At 36.8% G+C, this 26,819-nt stretch carries 19 protein-coding genes; 4 read left to right on the forward strand and 15 right to left on the reverse strand.

Annotation, left to right across the window (positions count from 1 at the left end; all coding sequences use genetic code 11):
* Positions 1-56: 56 nt before the first annotated feature.
* The 5 genes from dnaK to NE664_05410 all read right to left on the reverse strand — a co-directional run bounded on the left by dnaK (position 57) and on the right by NE664_05410 (position 7,127).
* Entirely contained in the window at positions 57-1,895 is a 1,839-nt protein-coding gene (gene dnaK, locus NE664_05390; protein MCQ4726093.1) for a molecular chaperone DnaK, read from the reverse strand.
* 74 nt (positions 1,896-1,969) lie between these two features.
* Positions 1,970-2,524 carry a nucleotide exchange factor GrpE gene (gene grpE, locus NE664_05395; GenBank protein ID MCQ4726094.1) on the reverse strand — a complete coding sequence of 185 codons (555 nt, stop codon included), beginning with the start codon at positions 2,522-2,524 and terminating at the stop codon, positions 1,970-1,972.
* A gap of 40 nt (positions 2,525-2,564) precedes the next feature.
* Positions 2,565-3,641: a heat-inducible transcriptional repressor HrcA gene (gene hrcA / locus NE664_05400; protein MCQ4726095.1), complete on the reverse strand. Its 1,077-nt coding sequence runs from the start codon at positions 3,639-3,641 to the stop codon at positions 2,565-2,567.
* A 128-nt stretch (positions 3,642-3,769) separates the two neighbouring features.
* Entirely contained in the window at positions 3,770-4,906 is a 1,137-nt protein-coding gene (gene hemW / locus NE664_05405) for a radical SAM family heme chaperone HemW (GenBank protein ID MCQ4726096.1), read from the reverse strand.
* A gap of 454 nt (positions 4,907-5,360) precedes the next feature.
* Positions 5,361-7,127 carry a FapA family protein gene (locus NE664_05410; protein ID MCQ4726097.1) on the reverse strand — a complete coding sequence of 589 codons (1,767 nt, stop codon included), beginning with the start codon at positions 7,125-7,127 and terminating at the stop codon, positions 5,361-5,363.
* A 203-nt stretch (positions 7,128-7,330) separates the two neighbouring features.
* On the opposite strand from NE664_05410, the gene NE664_05415 reads away from it, so the two are divergent.
* A complete protein-coding gene (locus NE664_05415; GenBank protein MCQ4726098.1) occupies positions 7,331-7,780 on the forward strand; it encodes a chemotaxis protein CheX in 450 nt (149 codons plus the stop codon).
* Positions 7,781-7,815: 35 nt separating this feature from the next.
* The gene (locus NE664_05420; GenBank protein MCQ4726099.1) at positions 7,816-8,178 is read left to right on the forward strand and encodes a response regulator; all 363 of its coding nucleotides are present in this window, start codon (positions 7,816-7,818) and stop codon (positions 8,176-8,178) included.
* 193 nt (positions 8,179-8,371) lie between these two features.
* On the opposite strand, the gene NE664_05425 is transcribed toward NE664_05420, so the two are convergent.
* The 3 genes from NE664_05425 to yaaA all read right to left on the reverse strand — a co-directional run bounded on the left by NE664_05425 (position 8,372) and on the right by yaaA (position 14,155).
* The gene (locus NE664_05425; protein ID MCQ4726100.1) at positions 8,372-12,559 is read right to left on the reverse strand and encodes an S-layer homology domain-containing protein; all 4,188 of its coding nucleotides are present in this window, start codon (positions 12,557-12,559) and stop codon (positions 8,372-8,374) included.
* Positions 12,560-12,945: 386 nt separating this feature from the next.
* The gene (gene bcp / locus NE664_05430; protein MCQ4726101.1) at positions 12,946-13,404 is read right to left on the reverse strand and encodes a thioredoxin-dependent thiol peroxidase; all 459 of its coding nucleotides are present in this window, start codon (positions 13,402-13,404) and stop codon (positions 12,946-12,948) included.
* A complete protein-coding gene (yaaA, locus tag NE664_05435; GenBank protein ID MCQ4726102.1) occupies positions 13,397-14,155 on the reverse strand; it encodes a peroxide stress protein YaaA in 759 nt (252 codons plus the stop codon). Before yaaA ends, bcp begins: the two co-directional genes overlap by 8 nt.
* A gap of 301 nt (positions 14,156-14,456) precedes the next feature.
* Here yaaA and NE664_05440 point away from each other — a divergent pair, with 301 nt between their 5' ends.
* Positions 14,457-16,424, forward strand: coding sequence for a methyl-accepting chemotaxis protein (locus tag NE664_05440; protein MCQ4726103.1), 1,968 nt, complete (start codon positions 14,457-14,459; stop codon positions 16,422-16,424).
* Positions 16,425-16,487: 63 nt separating this feature from the next.
* Positions 16,488-16,925, forward strand: coding sequence for an FMN-binding protein (locus NE664_05445; protein MCQ4726104.1), 438 nt, complete (start codon positions 16,488-16,490; stop codon positions 16,923-16,925).
* A gap of 87 nt (positions 16,926-17,012) precedes the next feature.
* Here the strand turns inward: NE664_05445 and NE664_05450 are convergent, their stop codons facing one another.
* From NE664_05450 to NE664_05480, 7 genes are all read right to left on the reverse strand, one after another.
* Positions 17,013-17,780, reverse strand: coding sequence for a phosphonoacetaldehyde hydrolase (locus NE664_05450; GenBank protein ID MCQ4726105.1), 768 nt, complete (start codon positions 17,778-17,780; stop codon positions 17,013-17,015).
* Positions 17,780-18,874, reverse strand: a complete 1,095-nt coding sequence (phnW, locus tag NE664_05455; GenBank protein MCQ4726106.1) for a 2-aminoethylphosphonate--pyruvate transaminase — start codon at positions 18,872-18,874, stop codon at positions 17,780-17,782. The genes NE664_05450 and phnW overlap by 1 nt, the downstream gene beginning before the upstream one ends.
* 31 nt (positions 18,875-18,905) lie before the next feature.
* Positions 18,906-19,913, reverse strand: a complete 1,008-nt coding sequence (locus NE664_05460) for an extracellular solute-binding protein (protein MCQ4726107.1) — start codon at positions 19,911-19,913, stop codon at positions 18,906-18,908.
* Positions 19,900-21,549: an ABC transporter permease subunit gene (locus NE664_05465; protein MCQ4726108.1), complete on the reverse strand. Its 1,650-nt coding sequence runs from the start codon at positions 21,547-21,549 to the stop codon at positions 19,900-19,902. Before NE664_05465 ends, NE664_05460 begins: the two co-directional genes overlap by 14 nt.
* A gap of 2 nt (positions 21,550-21,551) precedes the next feature.
* Complete coding sequence (locus NE664_05470) at positions 21,552-22,319, reverse strand: ABC transporter ATP-binding protein (protein ID MCQ4726109.1); 768 nt, start codon at positions 22,317-22,319, stop codon at positions 21,552-21,554.
* A 678-nt stretch (positions 22,320-22,997) separates the two neighbouring features.
* Positions 22,998-23,963: a succinylglutamate desuccinylase/aspartoacylase family protein gene (locus tag NE664_05475; GenBank protein MCQ4726110.1), complete on the reverse strand. Its 966-nt coding sequence runs from the start codon at positions 23,961-23,963 to the stop codon at positions 22,998-23,000.
* A 628-nt stretch (positions 23,964-24,591) separates the two neighbouring features.
* A complete protein-coding gene (locus NE664_05480; protein ID MCQ4726111.1) occupies positions 24,592-26,628 on the reverse strand; it encodes a thioredoxin domain-containing protein in 2,037 nt (678 codons plus the stop codon).
* Positions 26,629-26,819 lie beyond the last annotated feature (191 nt).

Here is a 26,819-nt window from a genome sequence, read left to right on the forward strand (position 1 = left end):
TATTTTTTCACAGACAAAGGGTGAAGGTTACACCCCCGCCCTTTGCCGAACAAATATTATTTTTCTTGGAAATCTCCGTCTACAATATCAGGGTTTCCGTTTGGCGCTTCTCCGGCTGCTCCTTGTGCGGCCTGATTTTGCTGATAAAGTTTTTCGCTGATTTTGTAAAATTCCTGCGTTAAAGCCTCTGTTGCGCTTTTAAGATTTGCAACGTCGCTCTCTGTCATTGTATCCGGCTGCATACCTTCCACAAGACCTTTTAATTTAGAAAGTTCGCTTTCAACCGCCGCTTTTTCACTGTCGTCAATTTTTCCTTCGAGATCTTTGAGTGTTTTTTCAGTCTGGAATATTAATGAATCCGCTTCATTCTTTGCATCTATCGCTTCTTTGCGTTTTTTGTCGGCTTCAGCAAACTGTTCGGCTTCCCTTACTGCTTTGTCTATTTCCTCATCGCTTAAATTTGTGCTTGCAGTAATCGTGATTGCCTGTTCTTTGCCTGTGCCAAGGTCTTTTGCGCTTACATGCACAATGCCGTTTGCGTCAATATCAAATGTTACTTCAATCTGAGGAACGCCCCTCCTTGCCGGAGCTATGCCGTCAAGACGGAACATGCCGAGCTCCTTATTGTCTTTTGCAAGAGGCCTTTCACCCTGTACGACCCTTATATCTACGGCAGTCTGATTGTCTTCAGCAGTTGAGAACACTTGTTTTTTGTTTGTTGGAATTGCAGTATTTTTTTCAACAATTTTTGTAGCCACGCCGCCGAGAGTCTCAATGCTTAATGAAAGAGGTGTAACATCAACAAGCATAATATCGCCGGCGCCGCTTTCGCCGCTCATTTTGCCGCCCTGAATAGCGGCGCCTACTGCAACACATTCATCAGGGTTAATACCTTTGAAAGCTTCTTTGCCCGTAATCTTTTTAACAGCTTCCTGAACGGCTATAATACGCGTTGAACCGCCGACAAGAAGTATCTTGTCAAGTTCGTTTGCCTGAAGCCCGGCGTCTTTAAGCGCAACCCTTACAGGCTCCATAGTAGCGTCAACGAGGTCTGATGTGAGTTCATCAAATTTTGCCCTTGAAAGCGTTACGTCAAGATGTTTAGGGCCATCCTGGTTCATTGTAATGAAAGGAAGGTTTATATTAGTTGAAGTAACTGTTGAAAGTTCTTTCTTAGCTTTTTCAGCCGCTTCTTTAAGTCTTTGCATAGCCATTTTATCAAGGCTTAAATCCATATTTTCGGCTTTTTTAAATTCCTGTACAAGGTAATCGATAATTCTCTTATCAAAGTCGTCGCCGCCGAGACGGTTATTTCCGCTTGTTGCAAGAACTTCGATAACGCCGTCTCCTATTTCAATAACAGAAACGTCGAACGTACCTCCGCCCAAGTCATAAACAAGTATTTTCTGCTCATGCTCATTATCAAGACCATAAGCGAGCGCTGCCGCCGTAGGTTCGTTTATGATACGTTTTACGTCAAGCCCTGCTATTTTCCCCGCATCTTTTGTAGCCTGCCTTTGCGAATCCGAAAAATATGCCGGAACAGTTATAACTGCCTCTGTTACCTTTTCTCCAAGGTAATTTTCAGCGTCTGTTTTCAATTTCTGGAGTACCATTGCCGATATTTCCTGAGGCGAATAGCTTTTTCCTTCAATTGTAACTTTATAATTTGTGCCCATTTCCCTTTTGATAGAGCTTATTGTATTGTCTGGATTTGTTATAGCCTGTCTTTTTGCCGTTTCGCCTATAAGCCTTTCGCCGTTCTTAGCAAAACCGACAACAGACGGAGTTGTCCTTGCGCCGTCAGTATTTACAATAACAACAGGAGAACCGCCTTCCATAACTGCTACGCATGAATTTGTTGTTCCAAGGTCAATACCTATAATTTTTCCCATTATATATTCCTCCTAAATATCTCTGATTTAATTCTATTTTTATATTTTATTTTTAATTTGTTTTCAAATAACTTTTAATTTGCAACCTGAACCATACTGTACCTGATTACTTTATCTTTGAGTTTATAACCTTTCATCATCTCTACGGTTATTTCGTTTTCACCAAAATTTTCATCTTCAATATGGCTCACCGCCGAATGAAGGTTTGGATCAAACTTTTCGCCTTTAGCGGGAATTTCCTCAACGCCCATACCGCTTAATATTTCTTTAAATTGTTTAAGCGTCATTTCAACGCCTTTATACAATGCGTTTTCTTTATCAGGCTGTGCCGAAACCGCTCTTTCAAGGTTATCGATTACAGGCAGTATCTTCTCAACGGTATCCCTTAGCCCATCGTTATACATAGCGGCTTTTTCTTTGGAAGTACGTTCCCTGTAATTATAATATTCTGCAAGTACCCTTTGGTATTTATCAACGCACTCATTCAGTTTTTTTTCAGCTTCCATAAGTTTTTCGGCCGCCTCGTCGATTATTTCGCCTTCGGCTTCTTCGGAATGGATTTCTAAATCGCTTTCATTTTCTTCATGGTTTACTTCCATTTCATTTACTTCTTTTTCATTTTCGTCCATTGACCCTATCCTCTTTTCTAATTTAATCAAATACTTAAATCTATGAATCGTCGTTTCCGTCTGTTTTTTTAAGTTTTTTATTATTATTCAGAGCATTAACCATTTGCTCTATATTCTTAGCCATATCGCTTAAAACGGATACAACCTGCGAATAGTTCATCCTCGTAGGCCCGAGAATACCGATTGTACCGGTTATATTATCGGAAAATTTATAGCTTGTGGTTATAATGCTGCAGTCTTTCATTTCTTCTATACCGCTTTCATTTCCGATATATATCTGCACGTCGCCTCCGTCATTTTTGGGATTGGCAAGAAGAGTTTTCAGGGATTCTTTTTCCTCTAGCGACTGCATAAGATTTTTAGCTTTTTCAACGTCGCTGAACTCCGGAAATGTAAGTATATTGTTTGTTCCGCTTAAATGGAACTGTATGCTTTCGGTGCTTTTAGCTGTTTTTTCAATGGCTTTAACCGTAAGCCCTATAATTTCACCGTATCCTGGAAGCTCTTTATTAAGCCTGTCAATAACAGATCTGTCTATTCCGTCCATAATATTTCCGGATATAGCTTTATTTATGACATTCGCCGCGTAAAACAGCTCGTCGTCGTTTGGCATATATTCCACATTAAACGTATAATTTTTCACAATAGCCCCTTCCGCCGCAACAATAATGACAAGCGTGCTGCTGTCAAGCGACAGATAGCTTATTTTATTAAGCTTTGTGCTTTTTATAATAGGCTCTGAAATAATTGAAGTATAATTTGTCATTGCCGACAAAACTTTTGCCGTTTGATCCATAAGATAATCAATCTGGTTAATATTTCCCTGAAGCATGCCCATTAAAAGACCTTTTTGATTTTCGGCTATTTCTGTCTGCTGCATAAGGCTGTCGACATAGAGCCTATATCCCAAATCCGACGGTATACGCCCTGCGGAGGCATGCGGCTGTATAATAAAGCCCATCTCCTCTAAATCGCTCATTTCATTTCTAATGGTTGCGGAACTAAGCCCAAAATCATATTTTTTTGCAATGGTTCTGCTGCCAACAGGTTCTGCCGTCGCAATGTAGTCATTTATAATAGCATGCAATATTTTCATTTTCCTATCGCTTAATGACATACCTGCAACCTCCTTTGTTCTTGTTAGCACTCACTTAACTTGAGTGCTAATTTACTACTAATAAAATATCACTCGTCAACAGGTATGTCAAGTGATATTTGAAAATTTTTGTTAATTTTATATGAGTTTTAAAAAATAAACTTTTCAAAAACGTAATTGCTTAAATCTGTCCCTAACTTTGTAAGCCGCAAAAATTCCCCTGATTTCTCTAAAAGCCCTTCGTATAAAAGATCTTCAATAGCTTTTTTATAAACGCTCCAAACATCGGCGCCGAATCTTTGTTTAAAATCATTTATATCTACACCGCGTTTTAGCCTGAGGCCCATGAACATAAATTCTTCCATTTTTTCTTCCAAAGATAAATTTTCCGTATCTTCCCTAAGTTTTATTATATTCCCTTTTGACGAAATATATTTTCCTATATCGTAAGTATTATGAAACCTTTTTCCATTATTATACGAATGTGCCCCAAGACCGAATCCAATATACTCTTTTGTATTCCAGTAAGCCAAGTTATGCCTGCTTTCAAATCCGGGTTTTGAAAAATTGCTTATTTCATATCGGCCGTATCCGCTGCTTTCAAGCATTTCTTCCGCCATATAATACATTTGCCTATCCGTATTTTCATCGGCTTCGGCAATCTTTCCTTCCATTGCCATTTCTTTAAACTGCGTCCCGTCTTCTATTATAAGGCTGTATGCGGAAATATGTTCCGGATTTATTTTTATAATATTTCTAAGGGTTTCTTCCCATTGCTTAACCGTCTGACCCGGAAGAGAAAACATAAGATCGCAGTTTATATTATCAAACCCAGTTTCCCTGGCTTCATAGTAATTGGCAACAAAATCTTTAACAGTATGTATCCTGCCAAGCTTTTTAAGCAGATCGTCCTGCCATGCCTGAAGCCCGAAACTCAGCCTATTGACATACATCGACTTCAATTCTTTTAGATAATGTTTATCTATAGCCCCCGGGTTTGTTTCAACTGTAAATTCTGCTCCGTTATCAACATTATATTTTTCAAAAACCGCGTCTATTATATTTCCCATCAATTTAGACGGCAAAACGGTAGGCGTTCCGCCTCCGATAAACACAGTTTTAACATTCATATGGCTGTATTCATGCCTATTTTCACAAATTTCCCTTAAAATGGAATTTGTATAATCCTCATATATGCTTTCAAGCCCGGCAAACGACGGAAAATCACAATATAGACACTTTTTTTTGCAAAACGGAATATGTATATATAAACTGATGTCTTGCATTGTAATTTCAAAACCTCCTTATAATCCAGTATATTTACTGTAAATTCAGCAATCAAATATTCATTATCAGGCTTTATGCGCTTATCTTTATGATAAACGGTAATTATATCGTTTTTCAGACAAATCCCTTATGCCTTCAATTCAATAATCGTTTCTTTGGAAAGCTTTTTTTACAGTTATTTCAGTCAGCGCCGTAATTTCAGGCAACAGCCTTTGCTTTCTCCAATGCGGCTGTCGAAGTCACTCTTTTTCATGAAGGATATACAGTAATCCTGCTGTCAAACATATCATGGACTGCAATTCCCTTTTATCCCAAAAGCAGTTTTTCACTGCAAATTTTATCTGCGCTGATTTATCCCACATATTTCGATATTTCGCAGATCGCATCAGCCGCTAAAACAGATGTTTAACTGTTGAAGGATACGGTCATGCTTTATTTCATAAAATTTAACAATTACGTAAACTCAATTAAAGAAGAAACAACAACCTCATTTTCTTTTGATAAAAATATTTTTGCATTTTTGCTCATTTCATCAATATTTTTTATCTGGCCGTTAATATTTATCCTGACCGGAGGATATATAACGCTGCAAGTTATAGTTGCCTGTTCTGCCAATCCCATTTGATTTTTAATCATTTCAAGCTGTTTTAACATGCTTTCTTTCTTTTCCGTATAAAGTTTAAATTGTTCTTCTGCCTGGCTTAATATAACGGTTTTCTGCTTTGACAGTTCGTTCAGCCCTCTAAGATAAGTTATATTTTTATGAAGTACAGATAAAACCTCGTCAATATTTTTAATACTGTTTTTAAGTTCTTCACATTCATTAACAATATGCGGCAATGTTCCAAGCGTTATTTCAGATTTTCTGTTCGCCTTAGTTCCAATAATTCGCGCCTTTACAGACTGCATTGCCATTATGCTTCCGCCTATTATAACGCCGAGTCCGTCCTCAACAAAAACCGAACGATCGCAAAATACTTTGCAGCATACAAGGCTGTTTACAATAATATCGCCCTCGGCAAATATCGTAGTATTTTCAAGGAATGTACAACGTATATTGCCTTTGGCATGAAGTTCGCCGTGATGATTTCCATTCATTCCCTTATGTATCGTTATATCTCCGCCGGAATTTAAAAATGAATCTTCGACCATTCCGCATACAATTATATTTCCGTCTGCATTAATTTTAAATCCTCCATGCACATCGCCTCTGATTACAATATCCCCGTTAAAGTTGAGATTTCCGACAGATAAGTCGACATCTCCCGATATTTCAAGTACTTCCGCAATTCTGAACAATCCGTTCTGAAAAGATATATAACCGTCGATTCCCGCCAATAGTTTAGTGCCGTCTTCTGATAATACAGTATTTATGCCTTTCGGTACAAATGCATTTTTCCCTTTTTTGGCGGCTATTATATTGCCCTTGACATCAACGCCGTTCTTGCCTTCAGTAGGAAGTATAATATCACATATCAAGTCGCCTTTGGAAATTTGTTTAAACAAATCCATTTCTTTAAAATCAACGTTTCCGGACTCATCTTCGGCGTATAATATCTCAATTTCACGCGGTATATGTTCAATTACTTTACCATCTTGGCCATCCTCGCTTAGTTCACCTTTAGCGGCTGCAAATAACCTCATATATTCCCTGTTTTCAGCTATTTTATGTATTAATTTGTCGTTTATTCCGTTTTTTATTCCCTCCTGCTTTAAAAAGTCCATCAACAATCCATATTCAACATGTTTCCCACCGCCTATTGGCGGAAATATAATCATAACTGCAATTTCGTTTTTCTTTGAAAAATATATTACAGGCTTAAAATCAAGGGAAATTTCCAATGCCGAGCTGTCTTCTTTATCCGATTCCAAAATAAGTTTATTTCTTTCTTCAATCCTTTTTTTTGCGAAGTATTTTAATTGAAACAGAAATTTTTTTATATTTAAATCATATGCAAACAACTCTGCATCCTCAATATCATATGCGTTTTCGCTTAAATAATCGGAAACAGGCCTGTATAAGATTTCTTTACCGGTTTCTTCAGCCCATGTATTGAAAATAATCTGCAATGGCTCCGCTAGTATTTCTTCATTTTTTTTATTTTCTTCTTTTACCGTTTCAGAAAGAGCAGGGTATTCTTCCGGCAGGTCCTGAACATCCGAAATATCTCTCTTTTTTCCAAAGATATTTTTGAAAATATTTTTATATTTTTCTCCCATAATAAAAACCCCATATAAAATAAAATTATTTATGTTACCTAACTATATAATTAATTATAAATATAATAAACTTCTATGTCAATTTTGAACTGTTATTTATTTAACGCTTTTTATTTTATTTGTTGATTATTATTGAAAAAAATTAATTTTATTATTATAATATGAGTAATTATTACTTTACATTTTAACTGGGGGGATTGCATATGCTTCCGGCCTTCGACATATCTGAAATTATTGATAAATCGGTAAAAGATATATCAAAACGAGTAGCAAAAATCGACGTATCTAAAGAAAAAATTAATTTGTTAGGCAAGTTGGAAGCCCCGTACACAATTTTTTCTGCAATAAACGGCGATTATCAAATTATACTTTCCTTTTGCACAGATAGGGCTGTTTTAAAAGCAATAGCGGAAAATATGATGCATGGAAAAGAATTAAATGAAGATGAAGTTTTAATTTATACAAGCGAGTATTTTAATATACTATGCGGCCATGTTGTTTCATCAATCAACAGGGAATTTTATTTAAAATCATCTTTTTCCGTTCCAAAAATCGTAGAGGGAGTCGATATTCCAATTTCTCACAGTCATGTGCGTCATCAAATGTTTTATGACTACAGCTATGGAACGGCAAAAATCGAAGCGCTTCACTAATAACATAAAAACATAATAGATATATGGAGGATAATATGAGCAAAAAAATATTAATAGTTGACGATTCGCTTTTTACTTTTGAAGAAATGAAAAGTATGCTTTCAGGCACAGATTATGAGGCTTCAGCCCACGCAAAAAACGGTGAAGAGGCTTTCAAAATGTATGCGCAGCTTATGCCCGATATTGTGACAATGGACATAATACTTCCCGGTCTTTCCGGGCTCGAAACTTCAAAGCTCATTTTAGGCAAATGGAAAGACGCCAAAATAGTTATAGTAAGTTCGCTTGCATATGATGACACAATTAATAAAGCCGCTGAACTTGGAATAAACAATTTTATTTTCAAGCCTTTTGAAAAAGAAGAATTAATTAAAGCGCTTGACGACGTATCCAAATAATTTATTAAAGTATAAAATCTTAATTTTATTTTCTTTTCCGTTTTGGAAAATATTTTGATATTTTCTTATAAACATATATTCTTTTAATTCTTTTAGAAAAAAGCTGAACTTCTTTGATTAAAGTTCAGCTTTTTCTTAATTCAGTCTAATATTGAATATTTAAGATTGAAATTGTTATTTCTGATAAATGTATTTATGATGTTACCGCAAAGGAATATGTCTTATTGATAACTTTAGAAGGATCTGTTTTATTTGTCATCTGCGCATTAATAAGTATTGTTCCTACAGCGTTTGCTGTAAGCTCTTGAGCCGCATTATTTATAGAAACGCTGTTACTAGGCGCAAACTTAACAGACCAAACTATATTATTACTTTTTTCCTCCTCGCCGATTAAAGTCGAAAGGTTAAATTTCTGCCCAACAGCTATGTTATATGTCGGAGCTGCAATATCAATAGCTATATCCTGTTGATAATTGCCGTCAATTAAACCGTTTTCAACAGTTACAGTCAATTCGACTCTGCCTGGACTAAGAGCCGTCAGTACATTTCCTGTCAATACCGCTGACGTAGTACCGGGATTTTTTATAATAAAATCAACTTTTCCTTTATTTGTTGCGTTTTCAGGTTCAATAGAAGCTGATAATGTCAAAGGAACTCCTGCAACTTTCTCGGCAGGTTCTGTAAGTAAATTTACGTTTGAAATATTTACAAATCCAGGCTGCTTTATGTTTATTACTATGTCCTTTGTGTACGCTCCCGACTTCAAGCCGCCTTCTACTTTCGCCGTAAGCGTTACGGTTCCCGCCGCCGTTGTTGTAAGCGTACTGCCTGATACCGACGCTCCCGTTGTGCCCGCATCTTTTACCTCATACGTTACTGTTTTATTTGTTGCGTTTGACGGCTCAACCGTTCCCGTAAGCTGCAAAGGTTCCCCCGCCGTCCCTTCAAGCGGGCTTACGTTTATATTTGTTACCTCTATTATTTCCGGTTCTTTTGCTTTTATGTTTATTACTACATCTTTCGTGTATGCTCCCGACTTCAAGCCGCCTTCCACTTTCGCCGTAAGCGTTACGGTTCCCGCCGCCGTTGTTGTAAGCGTACTGCCTGATACCGACGCTCCTGTTGTGCCCGCATCTTTTACCTCATACGTTACTGTTTTATTTGTTGCGTTTGACGGCTCAACCGTTCCCGTAAGCTGCAAAGGTTCCCCCGCCGTCCCTTCAAGCGGGCTTACGTTTATATTTGTTACCTCTATTATTTCCGGTTCTTTTGCTTTTATGTTTATTACTACATCTTTCGTGTATGCTCCCGACTTCAAGCCGCCTTCCACTTTCGCCGTAAGCGTTACGGTTCCCGCCGCCGTTGTTGTAAGCGTACTGCCTGATACCGACGCTCCCGTTGTGCCCGCATCTTTTACCTCATACGTTACTGTTTTATTCGTTGCGTTTGACGGCTCAACCGTTCCCGTAAGCTGCAAAGGTTCCCCCGCCGTTCCTTCAAGCGGGCTTACGTTTATATTTGTTACCTCTATTATTTCCGGTTCTTTTGCTTTTATGTTTATTACTACGTCTTTCGTGTACGCTCCCGACTTCAAGCCGCCTTCCACTTTCGCTGTAAGCGTTACGGTTCCCGACGCCGTTGTCGTAAGCGTACTGCCTGATACTATCGCTCCCGTTGTACCCGCATCTTTCACCTCATAAGTTACTGTTTTATTCGTTGCGTTTGACGGCTCAACTGTTCCCGTAAGCTGCAAAGGTTCCCCCGCCGTTCCTTCAAGCGGACTTACATTTATATTTGTTACTTCTATTATTTCCGGTTCCTTTGCTTTTATGTTTATTACTACGTCTTTCGTGTACGCTCCCGACTTCAAGCCGCCTTCCACTTTCGCTGTAAGCGTTACGGTTCCCGACGCCATTGTTGTAAGCGTACTGCCTGATACTATCGCTCCCGTTGTGCCCGCATCTTTTACCTCATACGTTACTGTTTTATTCGTTGCGTTTGACGGCTCAACCGTTCCCGTAAGCTGCAAAGGTTCCCCCGCCGTTCCTTCAAGCGGGCTTACGTTTATATTTGTTACCTCTATTATTTCCGGTTCCTTTGCTTTTATGTTTATTGCTATGTCCTTCGTATACTTTATTCCTTGCCCCAATCCATTTGCAACTTCTACGGTAATAATTACCGTTCCTGCATTTGCCGCAGACAATATATCTCCGTTTAATACTGCTGCCGTTGTGCCGGCATTCTTTAAATTAAATGCCACAGCTTTATTCGTAGCGTTTGAAGGTTCTACATTTGCCGTTAACTTAAGCGGTATTCCAACTGTTCCTTCAAGAGGGTTCACAATTACATTTGTAACGCTTACAAACGAAGAAGAAATATTGTCCACCTTTACATTTACTTCTTTAGAGATATTGTTTGCGTCGTTTGTTATAATATTGCCTACATTGCCATTTCCCGTTAAATAAAGCTTGGAATTTGTATTAATATTTTTTACTAATGAATTTCCGCCTTCCAAAGCAACCCTAACATCTGTAAGTCCGTCGGCAGTTGAAAAATTATTAATTGTTTTTCCGCTTGATAACGTAATAATGCAATTTCCGTTTACTGTAAGCGTATTTACGTCAGCCCTTAAAATCAGTCCCCTGTCAAAAGCATTTTCAACAGTGATGCCGTTAATAGTTATATCTTTACCGGAAGGATAAGCCTCAACAGAAGTATTGCCTTTAACTCTAAGCCTTCCTGCAAACTTGGTATCCTCATCAAATCTTATTTTAACAAACTCGTTTTTAGCGCTCCTTGATTTGACGTCCCTGTCCGACGTATCTGAAATTATGTCTTTCCTTATATTGCAATTTTTAAAAGTTATATGATCCTGCCCGCCGTATATATAAATATTACCTCTGACGTCAATATCCGTTAACGTAACAGAACTTGTTCCAACACTCTTTTCAATAGTTAAATCGCCGTATACGGTAAAATCGCTGATATCAGCCCCTGATGATGCCGTTATTTTAACATCGTCGTATTTTCGACCGTTTCCGTCATAATCGTTATTGCTGTTTTTTATAGTTAAATCTTTATAACTTGAACCGGAACTTGAATCATCGTCGTCATCAGACGAACTTGTGTATTTCGGCTTGCTTGCGCCGTCTTTTGTTTTAACAGTATCAGGACGTATATCACTTTCCACTCCCGAAACATAAACTGTCATCGTATCTATATCGCCTTTGCCTTTAATTTTGATTTTATCGTAAATATCGAAATCTTTAACTTCCGCTCCCTTGACAAAAGTAACGGTAGCGTTGTCCGCATTTTTTGTTGCCTCAAGCGTTTTAATAAATGCATCTGAATTAAGCTTCAGCTTAACGTCTGCGTCAAGTTTAACTTTATCTACAGACGCATCTATCGTTACTTCACTTATATCCTCGTCGTCAATTAAAACATCTTCATACCCTTTGCCGGAAATCCTGCCGTTAGAATTGAAGCTCGTTTTCTTTACAGTTGTATTTCCTTCGGCTTTAAACTCCGCAGACGACTTATCTATAACAAGCTTATTAACGTCACAATCGTCTGCATAAATTGTCCCGCCTCCGTACACATATAAAGCGCCTTCCACGGTTATATCATCAAGATTTATTGTTTTGCTGCCCAAATCTTTTGAAATTATTAAATCGCCTTTTATTACCTTGCCGCTTAATGATGTTTTTTCAAGCGTATAATTTTCAAGATCTTCATTGCTGTCAACAGGAGGTTTATTTTGCTGACTTCCTCCATATGGTACATTCAAAAGGTAATTAAGCGCTGTTACTGCCTCGGCTCTTGTCATCACATTAGACGGTTTAAATGAACCGTCGGGAAAACCTGACAGCACTCCTTCATTTGATGCGGCTCCGACATAGCCTTTGGCCCAATCGGCTATATTATAATAGTCGCTGTATTTTGACGCCCCGGAAACGTTGCCGCCGAGATTTCTTACTTGAGCCATAATAACCGCCGCCTCCTGTCTTGTCACAGGGCTGTCCGGCCTGAATGTGCCGATGCTGTCGCCTTTGATATATCCGGCGGCAACGCCTTTTTGAATTTCTCCGTAACCCCAATAACTCGGGCTTAAATCGGTAAAATAAATATTTGACTTGCTGTTGAAGTTGAACGCTTTGTTGACAAGAACAACAAGCTCCGCACGGGTTATCGAATTATCCGGCTTAAAACTTCCGTCGGGATATCCCTTTATATATCCCATGTTTATCCATTTGTTGATTGTGCCCACAGCCCAGTGCCCGGCCGTATCATACGGCGACGCCGAAACGCTGAAAGGGACAGACGCCGTCACCAATGCGGTCAAAGATATTAATGCCGCAGCTTTTTTTACCAGCTTCTTCATATATGCTCCCTCCTCCGCTGCCTAAATATAGGCAAATAATAATACATCCAATGTTTTACAGAAACTTATTAATTGCAATGCTGAACTTTTAAATCTCCAGCTAAATATTTGAATTTGTTATTTCCAAAAGAAAATAATGATAAAATAAACATATATTATCTTTTATATTCTCATTCTATTACTGTGATTTTATAAATTCAATCAATTTAACATACTTGAAATAATATTTTAAGATTTGTAATATAAGACAAATAAGAAAGATTTTTTGTTCCGGAAAAATCAATTTTTTAAAAAAATTCATAAAAATAAAAATCCGGCGTAAAAACGATTTAATTAACCGTCCTCGCCGGATTCTTAACCGAAAAGTCTAAATCCTGTAAAATCTTTTAATTTTTCAAATATTCAAGTATTTCAGCCGCATTTGTATCCGGTTTAACTTTCGGCATGGCTTTCTCAATAATACCGTTTTCATCTATAATATATGTTGAACGTACAACCCCCATGCCAACCTTTCCATACAGCTTCTTTTCTTTCCAGACATCATAATCCTGTATTGCCTTAAGCTCAGGATCGGAAAGAAGTATAAACGGCAGTTTGTATTTATCGGCAAATTTCTGATGTGAAGCCGAACTGTCTTTGCTTATGCCAATTACAACTGTGTTAACAGCTTTAAAATCATCATACGCTCCTGCAAAGGCACACGCTTGTTTTGTGCATCCCGGCGTGTTGTCTTTGGGATAGAAGTATAAAACAACTTTCTTCCCAATGAAATCAGAAAGGCTTACATTGTTTCCGTCTTTGTCAGGAAGCGTAAAATCAGGAGCTTTTGTTTGTTCGTTAAGCATCATATTCATCCCCTTTTATAAATATATATTTATGTTCCGAAGAATATTTTTCGGAAAATTTAAATCCCATTCTGTCAAAACTTTTAATATCCGAAACATTGTTTATATTGTTTTCGGCCATATAACGCACCATTTCTCCACGTGCCATTTTGCATTGGGTGGCCTTTTCAATTACCTTGCCGTTTTTTATTTCTCCGAAAACGCAGCTTATAACATTTACGTCGGCCGATACATTATCCAATACAACTTTGCTGTATTCTTTAGAAGCAAGGTTAACAATTATATCAGTCTGCGCCGTAATATTATCCGCCAATTTACTGCCCCAAAATTCATAAAGCGATGAAAAACCGTTTCCCGAAAGTTTTGCCTGCATTTCCAGCCTGTACGGGACAACGCCGTCAAAAGGCCTCAGAATTCCGTAAAACCCCGATAAAATTAATAGGCTCTTATCTATATAATTAAATTCGTCATATGTAAAAACCGACGGAGCCATATATTGAAACTGTATGCCCTCATAGGCGAGGATTGCAGGCGTTAAATTATTGTACAATTCCATTTTCTCTAAACGCGCTTTATTAACAGAAGCTATTTTATCGCTGCATTTCCATAATTTTTTAAGGCTGTCATAATCCATTGATTTTAATAACTCTTTAAGCTGTTCTGTCTTTTCCATAAATTGAGGAACTGAACGTGGAACCAATGAGCAGTTATCAATATTCATCTTTTTTGCAGGCGAAATAATTATTTTCATATATAACTCCATATGTATCAAAATATTTTATATATTATAACATAAAAATCATTTTTTTCAAAACATTTAACTTCAAAATACTTATTTTTACATTGTATCCGGCGCTTTATAAATACTTTTTAATATCTTTGTTATTTTAACATATTTAATAAAATAATCTGGTAATATCTACATATATGTGTTAAAATAAAAACATCGCGTGTTTAAAAAAAGTTGTTAAATCCACGAGTTTATGACAACTTTTTCATTTACGCATAAAATAAACAGTCCGACTGTTTTATTTCTATAGGAGGTATTATTGATGAAGAAAGTAAAAAATTTAAAACATAAAATTATATTTTATGTCATGTCTGTATCGATATTTTTATCGGTATTGATAATCGCTATCATGTCTGTCGGAAGCTTGCGGTCAACTAATTCAATCTTGTTGGATAACATGCAGATAACGTCCAGAATTGCTGCACAAAGCATAAGCTCCAACCTTCATTTGCTTTCGGAACGAATTTATAATCTTTCAATAGAAGAAGTTTTTATTAATAAAGATTCAAGCGCAGCCGAAAAAAAGGCTCTTTTAGACAATACAAAACTGCAAATTGAATTTGTTTGGCTTTCGGCATACGATCTTAACGGCAAAAAGCTCTTCGGCGACGAAACTTCTCCTGCATCCATTTCCGATACAAAATATTTTTCCGACTTAAAAGAAACTGAAAACACAGTGATAGGAGAACCCCATTATGAAAATGAAGTCCTTCAGCTTTGTATTGGCTCCCCCATGAAGGAAAACGGCGAGATAGTCGGATATATTGTCGGAAGTTATAAATATGATTTGCTAAATGATATAATAAGCCTTTTAATACTAGGCGATACGGGAAGCGCATGTATTTTAAATGAGGATGGAAAAATAATAGCCGATCAAAATTTACAAAATATAGTAAATGAAATAAGCATATACGATCTTTATACGACAGATGAAAATGCTGCCGTTATAAAAAAAGCATTGGCTTTTGAAACCGGCTCTAGTCTAATGGCTTCAAATAATCGAAATTACTATATAGGATACGCTCCCGTACCGGGGACTAACTGGGCGCTTTTGGTCAATGCGCCTCAAAATGAATTTATGGAACCGGTTCTGTTTTCTATTGCGGTGTCTGTAATTTTGGCAATTATACTTCTGATAATTGCGGCGGCAATAATAATCCCGGTTTCCGGCAAAATTTCATCTTCAATATCCGCAGCAACAAAACGTTTGCAGGGACTTGCCGAAGGCAACCTTACAGAAGAAGTCGTCCTCTCAAACAGCAACGATGAGGCCGGACTTTTAACAAACGCGCTTTCCAAAACGATTAAAAGCCTGAATCATTACATACAGAATATAGAAAGCTGCCTTGGCGCATTATCATCAGGCGATTACACTATAGAAATACCTGACAGCTTCTATGGCGATTTTACTTCAATCAAGCATGCGTTGGAAAATATAACCGTGTCGTTAAATAAAACAATGACACAGGTTAATATTTCATCAATAGAAGTCAGCAAAAATTCAAAAGAAGTATCGGGATATGCAAAACGGCTTTACGACGGATCGGAAAATCAGGCCGTGCTTCTTGAACAATTACAGGAAAGCATGGAATATATAACTTCTACCATAGAACAAAACAAAGAAAATGCGCTTCAGATTGTACACTGCTCTCAAAATGCAAGCGAAAAAACGTCTCTCGGAGACGGCTATATGCAAAGCATGTTAAATACAATGAACGATATACATTCCGGCATGCAGGAAATATCAAAAATAAGCAAACTTATTGAAGATATTTCGTCACAAACAAGCATCCTTTCGCTTAACGCTTCTGTAGAAGCCGCAAGAGCCGGACAAGCAGGAAAAGGGTTCGCAGTAGTAGCGTCGGAAATCGGAAGGCTTGCAAAGCAAACGTCCAACGCATTAAAACAGACAAGCGAAATAATAGAAAAATCTTCAACTACAATACAAAAGGGCCTTGATACTGCCGGACATACTGCTAAAGCATTCCATGCTATACAAAATGTTACAAGCGAATATGAAGAAATTTCTTTAAAGCTTACAAACATAGTTGAAAACCAAATAAACGCAATAACAAATGTAAATGAACAGCTTAATTCCCTCCGTAATATTGCAGACGAAAACAGGAGCCTTGCTGAGGAAACGGATCATATGGCGGAAGGTTTCTTAAATCAGTCCGAAAGGCTTAAAGACTTTGTGCTTCAAGTTAAATTAAAGAAAAATATACTTTAGTTAAAATTTGCAGCGTCTTATAATATTTAATTACTTTTTCGACCAAAAAGAGGTGTCCAAAATATGAAGAAAAAAATTATATATTTTTCATTTGTTATTATAGCTCTCCTTTTAGGCGGCTGTAGTTCGGAAACAAAAATGCAGGACGGTTTTTATACCGCTGAAATGTCAGAATATTCCCATGGTTGGAAAGAATATCTTTGTATAATGGTAAAAAATGATAAAATAGTTTATGCAGAATTTAATGCTAAAAATCCCAGCGGATACATTAAAGCCTGGGATAATGCATATATGCAAAGTATGAATGCTGTTCAGGGAACATATCCGAATGAATATACAAGGGAATATGTGGCTCGTCTTATCGAATCGCAAAGCCCCGAAGAAGTTGATATAATTACAGGGGCTACAACTTCAGGCGATAATTTCTTAAAACTTTCCGCGGCAGTTGTCGAACAGGCAGTTGCCGGAAATACTGAAATTGCTACCGTTCAAGCCCAGTAGCCATTTAAATACACAAATACATAACAAAAAATACCTTCCATAATCTCATAAATTATGGAAGGTATTTTTTACTGTTCTGTATTTTTACTATTCTATAATATCTAATATTCCTCGTATATCATCAATTACAAAATCCGCGCCGGCATTGATATATATATCGGCCGCCTTTTTTGCCGTTTCCCTTTTTCGTTCGCTTGTAAGCGCATTAAATTCATTTTCTGTGAGTCCGACAACCGAGCTTCCTTCAATAATGCCGACTGTAATCAGTCCTGCATTTTTTCCCTCTTTAATATCCGCAACAGTGTCTCCCACTTTAATAACCCTTTGGACGTTGTCAAGCTTAAGTACCTCCATATTCCTGAATATCATGTATGGATAAGGCCTGCCGTAATTTCCGACGTCGTCGGGACTGCACCAATAATCCGGCGAATACCCAAATTCATTTGCCTTAGGAACTACAATTTCCATCATTTCCCTAGTATAACCTGTTGTGGAACCTATTTTCAACCCAAGTTCCCTAATCTTTCTAACAGTATCAACTACATATGGTTTTGGATATGCAAAATTGCTCACAATCTCCAAAATCTTCTTTTCACTTAATTCATATACTTTCAATACGTCTTTTTCCGTCCATTTGACGCCGTGTTTTTCTATCCATAATCTGTTAATCCTATCCATTGTCATCATTGTTCTTACATGATCAATTTTCAACATTCCCATAGGTTTTCTTACTTCTTCAAGCGAAGGCGTTATGCCAAATGCTTCAAAGGCTTCAATAAATGCCTTTACCGGCGCAAAACTTCCATAGTCTACCGTTGTCCCGGCCCAGTCGAATATAATACCGTCAAATTTCATTATCTTTTCTCCTCTAAATAACTTTTAAATATATTACAAAGTTTTTCCATATCCTCCTGATATATCTCGCCTATGTTTCCTATCCTGAAAGTTTCGGCATTTGTCAGCTTTCCGGGATATATAGCGTATCCTCTTTCTTTAATATAATTGTACATTTCATCAAAATCACACTTTATATTTTCAGGATAATAGAATGTGGTTATTATAGGCCCCTGAATACTTTTGTCTATGTAAGTTGAAAATCCCATTTCAGCCATATGCTCAATTAAGTATCTGTTGTTGTTTTTGTATCTTTCATATCTTGCTCCGACTCCGCCTTCTTCATCAAGTTCCTCAAGCGCTTTCCAAAATGCCAAGACAACATGCGTCGGAGAAGTAAAACGCCATTTACCGTCTTTATGCATCGTATTCCATTGGTCATATAAGTCGAGCGACAAACTTCTTGCTTTGCCCTTGCTTTCTTCCAATTTATCAGTACGGCAAATTATAAAGGAAAAACCCGGTACGCCCTGAATGCATTTATTTGCACTGCTTATTATAAAATCAATGCCAAGTTCGCCTACATTTATATCAACGCCGCCAAAACTGGACATTGCGTCAACAATAAATGTTTTTCCCGCTGATTTAACTACGTCGGCAACCGGCTTAATATCATTTAAAATACCCGACGTAGTTTCGCTGTGCACCATAGAAACATGTGTTATTTGCGGATTATCATTTAATATTTCTTTAATCCTACTTGAAGACGGCATTTTATTATATTCTTCACTGTAAAGTATATAATCTATTCCTGCATGCATAGCTATATCTGCCATGCGTTCTCCATAAGCTCCATTAGACGCTATCAGTAAAACATCTTTTTTTCCTACAACGCTTGTAATAACAGATTCAACGCCAAATGTGCCGCTGCCCTGAATCAGAACCGACGTATATTCAGGCTCGCTGACATGGGCAATTTCGAGCAGTTTTGCGCAAATTGAGCGGGTTATTTTTTTATAGTCTTCATCCCATGTACAGTGATCCTCAAGCATCTGTTCTTTTACAGCAGACGTTGTTGTCAACGGTCCCGGCGTAAGTAATTTATAATTCAGCATAAAAATTCCTCTCCTTTAATACTTTAAATATTTATTTGCAGCTTTCCGATAATTCCTGATGTTTTTTTAACAGCTCAACAGTCAAAGGTTCCGGAAAAGTTTTTGGATATAATGACGCATTTACGGAATCCGTTTTTTCACCTTCATATATTGAATTCGGATAGTATTTTTGAAGTTCACTCCTGCCATTTTCAATTATACATTTCGCCATTTCCTGTGCAAGAGGATTTGTTTTGTCTCCCTTATCGACAACCGCAACTGATTCTGTAAGGGAAAAATTGCCTTCCGTTGGATCTACATAATCTATCGGCAAACCGCTTTCTTTATCGGCAACAGCCTGCTGCCTCAGGCCAAAGCCAACCGCAACCTCTCCGGCCCGTACTTTTTTAAGCGGTGCGGAACCTGAACTTTCGATATGCGGCCCCGCATTTTCATATATCGCAGTCAACACTTCTTTTGCCCCTTCTTCGCCGTATTCGCTCACAAGGGCTTGTATTAAGAGCCATGCTGTAGACGAACTTTGAATATCTGTTACAGAAATCATATCCTTATATATAGGATTTGTCAAATCTTTAAGACTGGCAGGAGTAGGCAATCCGTTTTCCGAGAGCATTTCCGTATTGATAATAATTGCCCCTTCCTGTGAGGTGATCGGAGCACAGTATGTTTTTTCGCTTCCATCTAATAATTTATATTCAAAATTTAAATTCTGGAACATATTTTTTTGCTCCTGCGCGCTGTCGATGTAGAATGTACTTAATGTAATCAAATCGGCTTCTATGTCGGAACCTTCTGCAAATACTTTGCCGCCAAGTTCCGACGTGCCGAACGTTTGAAATATATATTTACCGTCGTATCCGCCGGCGTCAAGAGCCGCCTTCATGGCTTCAATTGCTTCATCATCTGCATTTGAGTATATCACAACCTCATTTTGGGCGTCTGAAGAAGTTTCCCCGGAGCCGCCGGCACATCCTGAAGATATCAAAGAAAACGATAACGCCCCTGCCAAAATAATTGAAAAAATCCTATTCCTTTTCATTTTTAATTCCCCTTTTAATATTTTCTCTTTTTATTAAATATCCAAGCGCCGTTTTTACAACAAGGTTTGTAACAAGTATAAACAATGACAATATGAATACCTCATTGTATTTAGTGTAATATTGAAGTTCTTTAATTTTTGTCGTCATTACCATTGTCCTTGCTCCCGCTATGAATATGACAGCGCTTACAGTAACCATAGCATTAATAAAATAGTAGCTTAAAACTTCCAAAATTGTTGTTTTCATATTGGGAGTAACAATCCTTATAATCGTTTTCGCCCAAGTATCGCCCATAAGCAATGCAGTTGTTTCCCATGAGTTGTTAAGCTTCTCCAAGGAATTTTTCATCATCAAATACGGAGTTGAGAAAAAATGGACTACATTGCACAGTATAATCAGCCAAAATGTATTTTGTAACGGCGTGCCGGAAAAAATCAGCATATATGCGATTCCTATAACCATTCCAGGTATTGTGTTTGTTACAAGCGCGATACCGTTAATACAAGTTTTAAGCCTGTTGTCAATACTGCTTCTTGCAGTTATTAAGGCGGCGCCATACGTTATTAAAAGACCGGCCAAAGCAGTTCCAGCTGCAACAATAATAGAATTCCTGCATACCATCACAAGACTGCTGTCACTTAGCACCGCTTGAAAATGTTCTAACGTAAATTCAATTTTATATGGCCATTCACTTACAAACGGCACAACCGCTATAACAATAAAAACGGAAAGAATACATATAAGTATCAACGCCGAACCGATACCGAAAAACAGATCCCTTGCCTTATTTTTATTTATTTCAACTATCGAAATTTTGCTGTAACGTATATTATACTTTTCCAGATATTTCATAACGATTATACTTATTACCGATGGTATAAGCATAATCATTGCTACAACAGCCCCTTGATTAAAATCCGGTATGCTTCCAAGCATTTTGTTATACAGCACAGTTGCAACAACCTCGTATTTCCCACCAACTGACGCCGGAATTCCATAATCAGTAAAGCAGAGGAAAAAGCATTGTACCATTGACGCTGCCACAGCCCCCAATAAAGGCCTGAAAACCGTTTGCATAAATGTTCTGACTCTACTGTCGCCCATAACCCTTGAAACAATCATAAACTTTTTATCAATGAATGTCATGGAATTAAGTATAAGCATGAAAGAAATCGGCATTGTATAAATAACATAACCAAACAGAAGCCCGTTAAAGCCATATATTTCAAAAATCTGCCGTCCAAATATTTTGGTTATAAGCCCCTGTTTTCCAAATGAATATATAATTGCAAATCCATACGTTATAGTCGGAAGCAGCATAGGCAATACGGCTAAAGTATGTATAAGCTTTTTTACTTTATCCGGCAGGTTAGTATACTGTATGCTATATGCCATAAAAAAAGCCAGTGCCGTTGAAATAACAGCCGCTGTCAGCGACACAACAGCGCTGTTATACAATGCAGAAGAAAATCCCCTGCCGGCAACAACGTCAATATAGCTTGCTAAACTTATTTCACCGCTTTTTACAAATGATTCAATCAACAACCTTATAATAGGCACAGCCATAAAAGCGGAAAATACAATTATTGTTAATGCATATATAAATTTAATTTCTTTTTCTTTTCTTGTCACCATAATTATACCGCCTGAACTTTGCCTGACTCCCGTTTAAACAAAGTAAATATATTGTCCCTTTTAATTTCCAACTGGTTTAATATAAATTCCTTAATAAAAGTGTTCTTAGGGGCAGTAATAATTTCATCGGGAGAACCAAACTGCGATATATTGCCCTCATTAACTATTAAAACTTTATCCGATAAAGTCAAAGCTTCTTCGGGATCGTGAGTCACTATTATTGTTGTCAAATGATAGTCCCTTGCAATTTCTTTTATTTTTTGTTTAATTGATTCTTTAATCACTCCGTCCAAAGCGCTTAACGGCTCATCTAAAAGCAATATTTTAGGTTTCATAACCATTGTCCTTGCCAAAGCGACTCTTTGCTTCTGCCCGCCCGAAAGCTGTTCAATTTTTTTGCTTAAATGAGGATTCAAACCTAAAATACTTATAAGTTCATTTACTTCTTCTTTTGTTGAAATGTCAGGCCTATTTTTTAAGCCATATGTAATATTTTGGTATACGTTTAAATTCGGAAACAAAGCATAATCCTGAAAGACTATATTGAATCCTCGTTTTTCCATAGGAACATCTGTAATATCTATGCCATTAAAAATTATGCTTCCGCTGTCGGCGTCTGTAAGACCCAAAATCAAATTCAGTAAAGTCGTTTTTCCACAGCCTGACGGGCCGAGTATCGATATTATCTCTCCATCAGAAATACTAAGATTAATGTTTTTAAGAACTTCTACCCCATCGTATGATTTTTTTATATTTTTTAATTCCAACATTTTATTTCCTCCCATATTTTCAGCCTTTTGATAATAATTAAAACATTATTTCATAGATATATCTATCAACCCTCTGTAATACGTTTGTAAAATATAAACAAATTAAATTGTCTGATTTGTAAAATTTAAACAATGCAAATGGAGTCTTTGAAAAGCGGGCTTCTTTAGTAATATTTGTATTTTAATGATTTTTTCCAACAATGCCGGTTGTTAAAAAATTTACATTTATTTTACTTTAATAATTGTCTGCTGTCGGGCAGCTTTCGATATTGGCTTCCGTATCATTGTACAATACAAATAAATAACTTATTTAACCGCAAAAAAACATAAAACTAAGCTATTTTAAAAGAAAGCTTCTGTATAGGCTATACGTCATAATTTATAACAAATCAGAAATAATTTGGCTATATCTTCATGTTGCTACATAAATTTAAGAAATTTTTACTGAAAATATCAGTTTCGGTTTACAAGGTCACATATGCTTCAAAAGGAAAAATTTCCGCATTTCTGTGTTATATACGCTTGACGCACAGGATTTGCTGCTTCTGTGCAAATGCGCCCTGAACAGCAAAATTTTTATAAACAGTCGTAAAAACAAGGGCAAAAAGCTTGAATTTGCTTTTTGCCCTTTATTTACCATAAAAGCGTTTATTTAAAATTTTTTCAAATTATCGCGTTTTATTCTTCTATCTCACCGTAAGTAATTAAATCGTCTCCGACATTAACGCCAAGGGTATTTGAAACAATAACAACATGTCCGTCAAATTTAGCATGAATTTCTTCTATAAGATTTCCGAAGAAATCGCGGATCTCAAAAAGTTTCTGCCCTTTTTTTATGTCATCGCCAACATTAACAAACCTGTACAGCATACCTTTATTTGTCGACTCCGTCCATTCATGCCTTTTAAAAAACTTCTGTTCTTTATTCGGTTCGGCTTTACCTTCAGCAATACCAAGGCATTTCATAACAGTTTTTAAATCTTCTTTGTCGTCGTCAACTTCCTGTCTTAAACAGAGCCCTGCTCCGCCCCTTTCAAACAGCATGGAAGGAACGCCTTTATCAATGGAACTTGAATTATAACACTCTGTTCTGCCTCCGGAATTCATTCTATATTTAAATTTAAGGCATTTAGCTATTTCTCCTGAAAAACGGTTATTTTCAGATTCTTTAGGAGCACAGACAATTGCGCACGCTTCAAGATCCTCAACAGCATCGCCGCTGTGGATGTCAACATGAAAATCACATTTTGCAACAAACTCATCGGAAATGAAAGCACATATTTTTTCTGAAAAAGTGCCTTCACTGTTTCCCGGGAACAACCTGTTAAGATTTCCACGGATTGGATCGTTAGGGACAATATATGTTTGGCGCTGATAGAAACCTTCAATATTTATACACTGCACTAATATTACGGCTCCGCTTATATCATCAGGATTAATTTCCTCCGCCAGCTCAACAACAGCCTGAATCCCCGGATATTCGTAACCATGGATACCTGCCGTTACAAGAAAAACTTTTCCGTCATTTTTTCCGTTTATTATAGTCATAGGAAACTCATGATCTATTCCGGGTACTTTTACAAACTGGGATTTTTTCTCTCCGGAAGCTGCCGTTACTCCCGCAACTGTAATACTGTTTTTCATATTTAATCCTCCTTAACCGACTTTTATGTTAATAGTTTTTAAGGAACAGGGCTGGGGCTAAAACACTTTTCTCCAAACCGATATAATCCTCAGTTTTAATAATAAACCCTATCGCGGCTATATAGTCAAGAAAAATCGCTGTATTGCTTCAAAATACATTCTTACTTGCAGGACATGTAAATAATTAAAGCCATAGCAATATTTTTGCCATGGCTTTCCATTTACTATCAAAAATGTTGTATATATTATACAATTATGCATATCAAACCCAAATACCCTCTGCCGTCACATTCAAATTCAGTCAATTATATGTTGCCGTGTAAAATATGCGTACTGCTAAAACATTTATATTAAAAAATATAAAGGCTTGTTCAAAACTTTTGATTTTGTTTTAAACACATTACAATCCCACTTAAATTATTATTTTTATTTTAATTGCGCAAATACATAGAATTATGTTTAATAAATTATAATCTAAGAATTTAGAAAAGGCGGTATCATAAGAAACAATATATTTAGGTCTTAATCATCTTTAAGGAATATTTTCAAATGCCTATACAATAAGCAGAACTGAATTTTATGCCTATAAAGTCAGTAAATTTAATTCTTGATTTTAAAAATATAAACTTCATTCGAATACTGATGCTCTAAGCTTTTCCAATAATTCATTAAGTTCTTCAATGTTTTCTTTTGGTTCGTAACAGGTATTTCCGGAACACAAATAATACATGTTTCCTCTTTCCGGTATTGGATATGATGCTGTAAAAGGAGCAGTTTCTTCAAGAGCGTCCTTATTGGCTCTGCATTTAAATACTGCCGTTAATTCAAAGCCGTGATATCGTTTCACAAAATCAAAAAAAACTTCCGGCACAGTATTTTCAGAAGATACGCATACAATTTCAAACGTAGGGTAAATAGCCTGGCACATTGCAAATAACGCGAAACTGTTCCCTAAATATACTGAATCTGATACTTTAGCAAGAAATTCAAACTGTTTATTTGCTTCTTCAATCCATTCTGCCTTTCCTGTAATTGAAGCAAGTTTCGAAAATACATACCCGGCCGCTGAATTTGAGGACGGAATTGCGCCGTCAAAAATTTCTTTAGGCCTAGTAATCAGCTTTTCCGCATCATCCGCATACATATAAAATCCGCCGCCGATTTCATCATAAAATAACTCCGTCATATAACGGGCATATATTTCTGCTTTTTTTAAATATTCAATCTCAAAAGTTGCTTCGTAAAGTGACAATAAAGCAAATGAATAAAATGCATAATCGGAAAGCTGTCCTTTAAATGCCGCTTCATTTTCCCTGTAACGTATAAAAAGCCTTTCATTTTTATCTTTTAAATTTTTTTCGGTAAAAGAATATGCGTTTATTGCCGCTGAAAGATATTCGGTTTTTCCACACGACATGTATCCCTTCGCCAGAGCTGATATCATAAGCGAGTTCCAAGACGTAAGTATTTTATCATCTAAATGAAGTTTTGTTCTTTTTTTTCTATATTCATTTATTTTTTTGCAAAGCGGCTCAATACTTGCATTATTGCATTCCTCTTTGTTTTTGTTAATACGGTTTGGTATGTTTTGTCCCTCAAAGTTTCCGTCCTCAGTTATATTGAACCAGCGGCAGAAATATTCTCCGTCGTCTTTTAAAACAAATTTTATTTCTTCAGGAGAAAATACATAATATTTCCCTTCAACTCCGTCGCTGTCGGCATCCTGGCCACAATAAAATCCTCCTTTGCTGTCAAGAAGTTCACAAAGTACATATTTAACTGTTTTTTCAGCAATATATTTATAAAACTTTATTCCGGTGACGTTATATGCACTAAAATATGTGTATGACAAAAGAGCGTTATCATACAGCATTTTTTCAAAATGCGGAACAAGCCATTTTCTATCAGTTGAGTATCTTGAAAATCCGCCGCCTATCTGATCGAATATTCCGCCGCATGCCATACAATCAAGAGTTTTTATTACGGCATCAATACTTGCTTTACTGCTTTGAGCCGACGCATATCTCATCAAAAAGAGCAGATTATGCGGCGATGGAAATTTCGGCGCTTGTCCGAACCCACCCCAAACTTTATCGAAACTGTTCAAAAGCCCTTCTGCCCCTTTTTCAATAATTTCTTTTCCGGGCATAATATTGCTGCATTCGTTTTGCTTTTGAAGAAATTCTGTTGTCTGGTTACCAGCTTCCAAAACTTTATGCCTTTTATTTTTCCACATATTGTTTATATTAACTATTAGATCATAAAATCCTATCAATCCTAAACTGCTTTTATTAGGGAAATATGTTCCTGCAAAAAACGGTCTTTTATCAGGAGTCAAAAAAACAGAAAGAGGCCATCCGCCCGAGCCTGTCATCATTTGGCATGATTCCATATATACGGCGTCAATATCGGGCCTTTCTTCCTTATCGACTTTTATAGACACGAAATATTTATTCAAATAATCGGCCGTGTTCTTATCTTCAAATGATTCATGCGCCATAACATGGCACCAATGGCATGTTGAATATCCGATACTCAAAAATATCGGCTTATCCTCTTTCTTAGACTTTTCAAAAGCTTCGTTTCCCCAAGGCATCCAATTAACGGGATTATTTGAATGTTGCAAAAGATACGGCGACTTTTCGTACTGCAAATTATTTGGCATTTTAAATCTCCCCTTTCAGTATATTTTTATAATTTTTACAAAAGGGATTTTATTATTCCTATCAAATATTTAAATTGTAATTTATTTATATTTTTATGATTTGAACAAATACTGCGCTTATTAATACTTTTATTGAATTGTTTGCACAGCCTGAAAATCTAACTAAATAAATCAAAAATCCCCATGAACAA

The organism is Anaerotignum faecicola (genome assembly GCA_024460105.1).
In the GTDB taxonomy this organism is placed as follows: Bacteria; Bacillota; Clostridia; order Lachnospirales; family Anaerotignaceae; genus JANFXS01.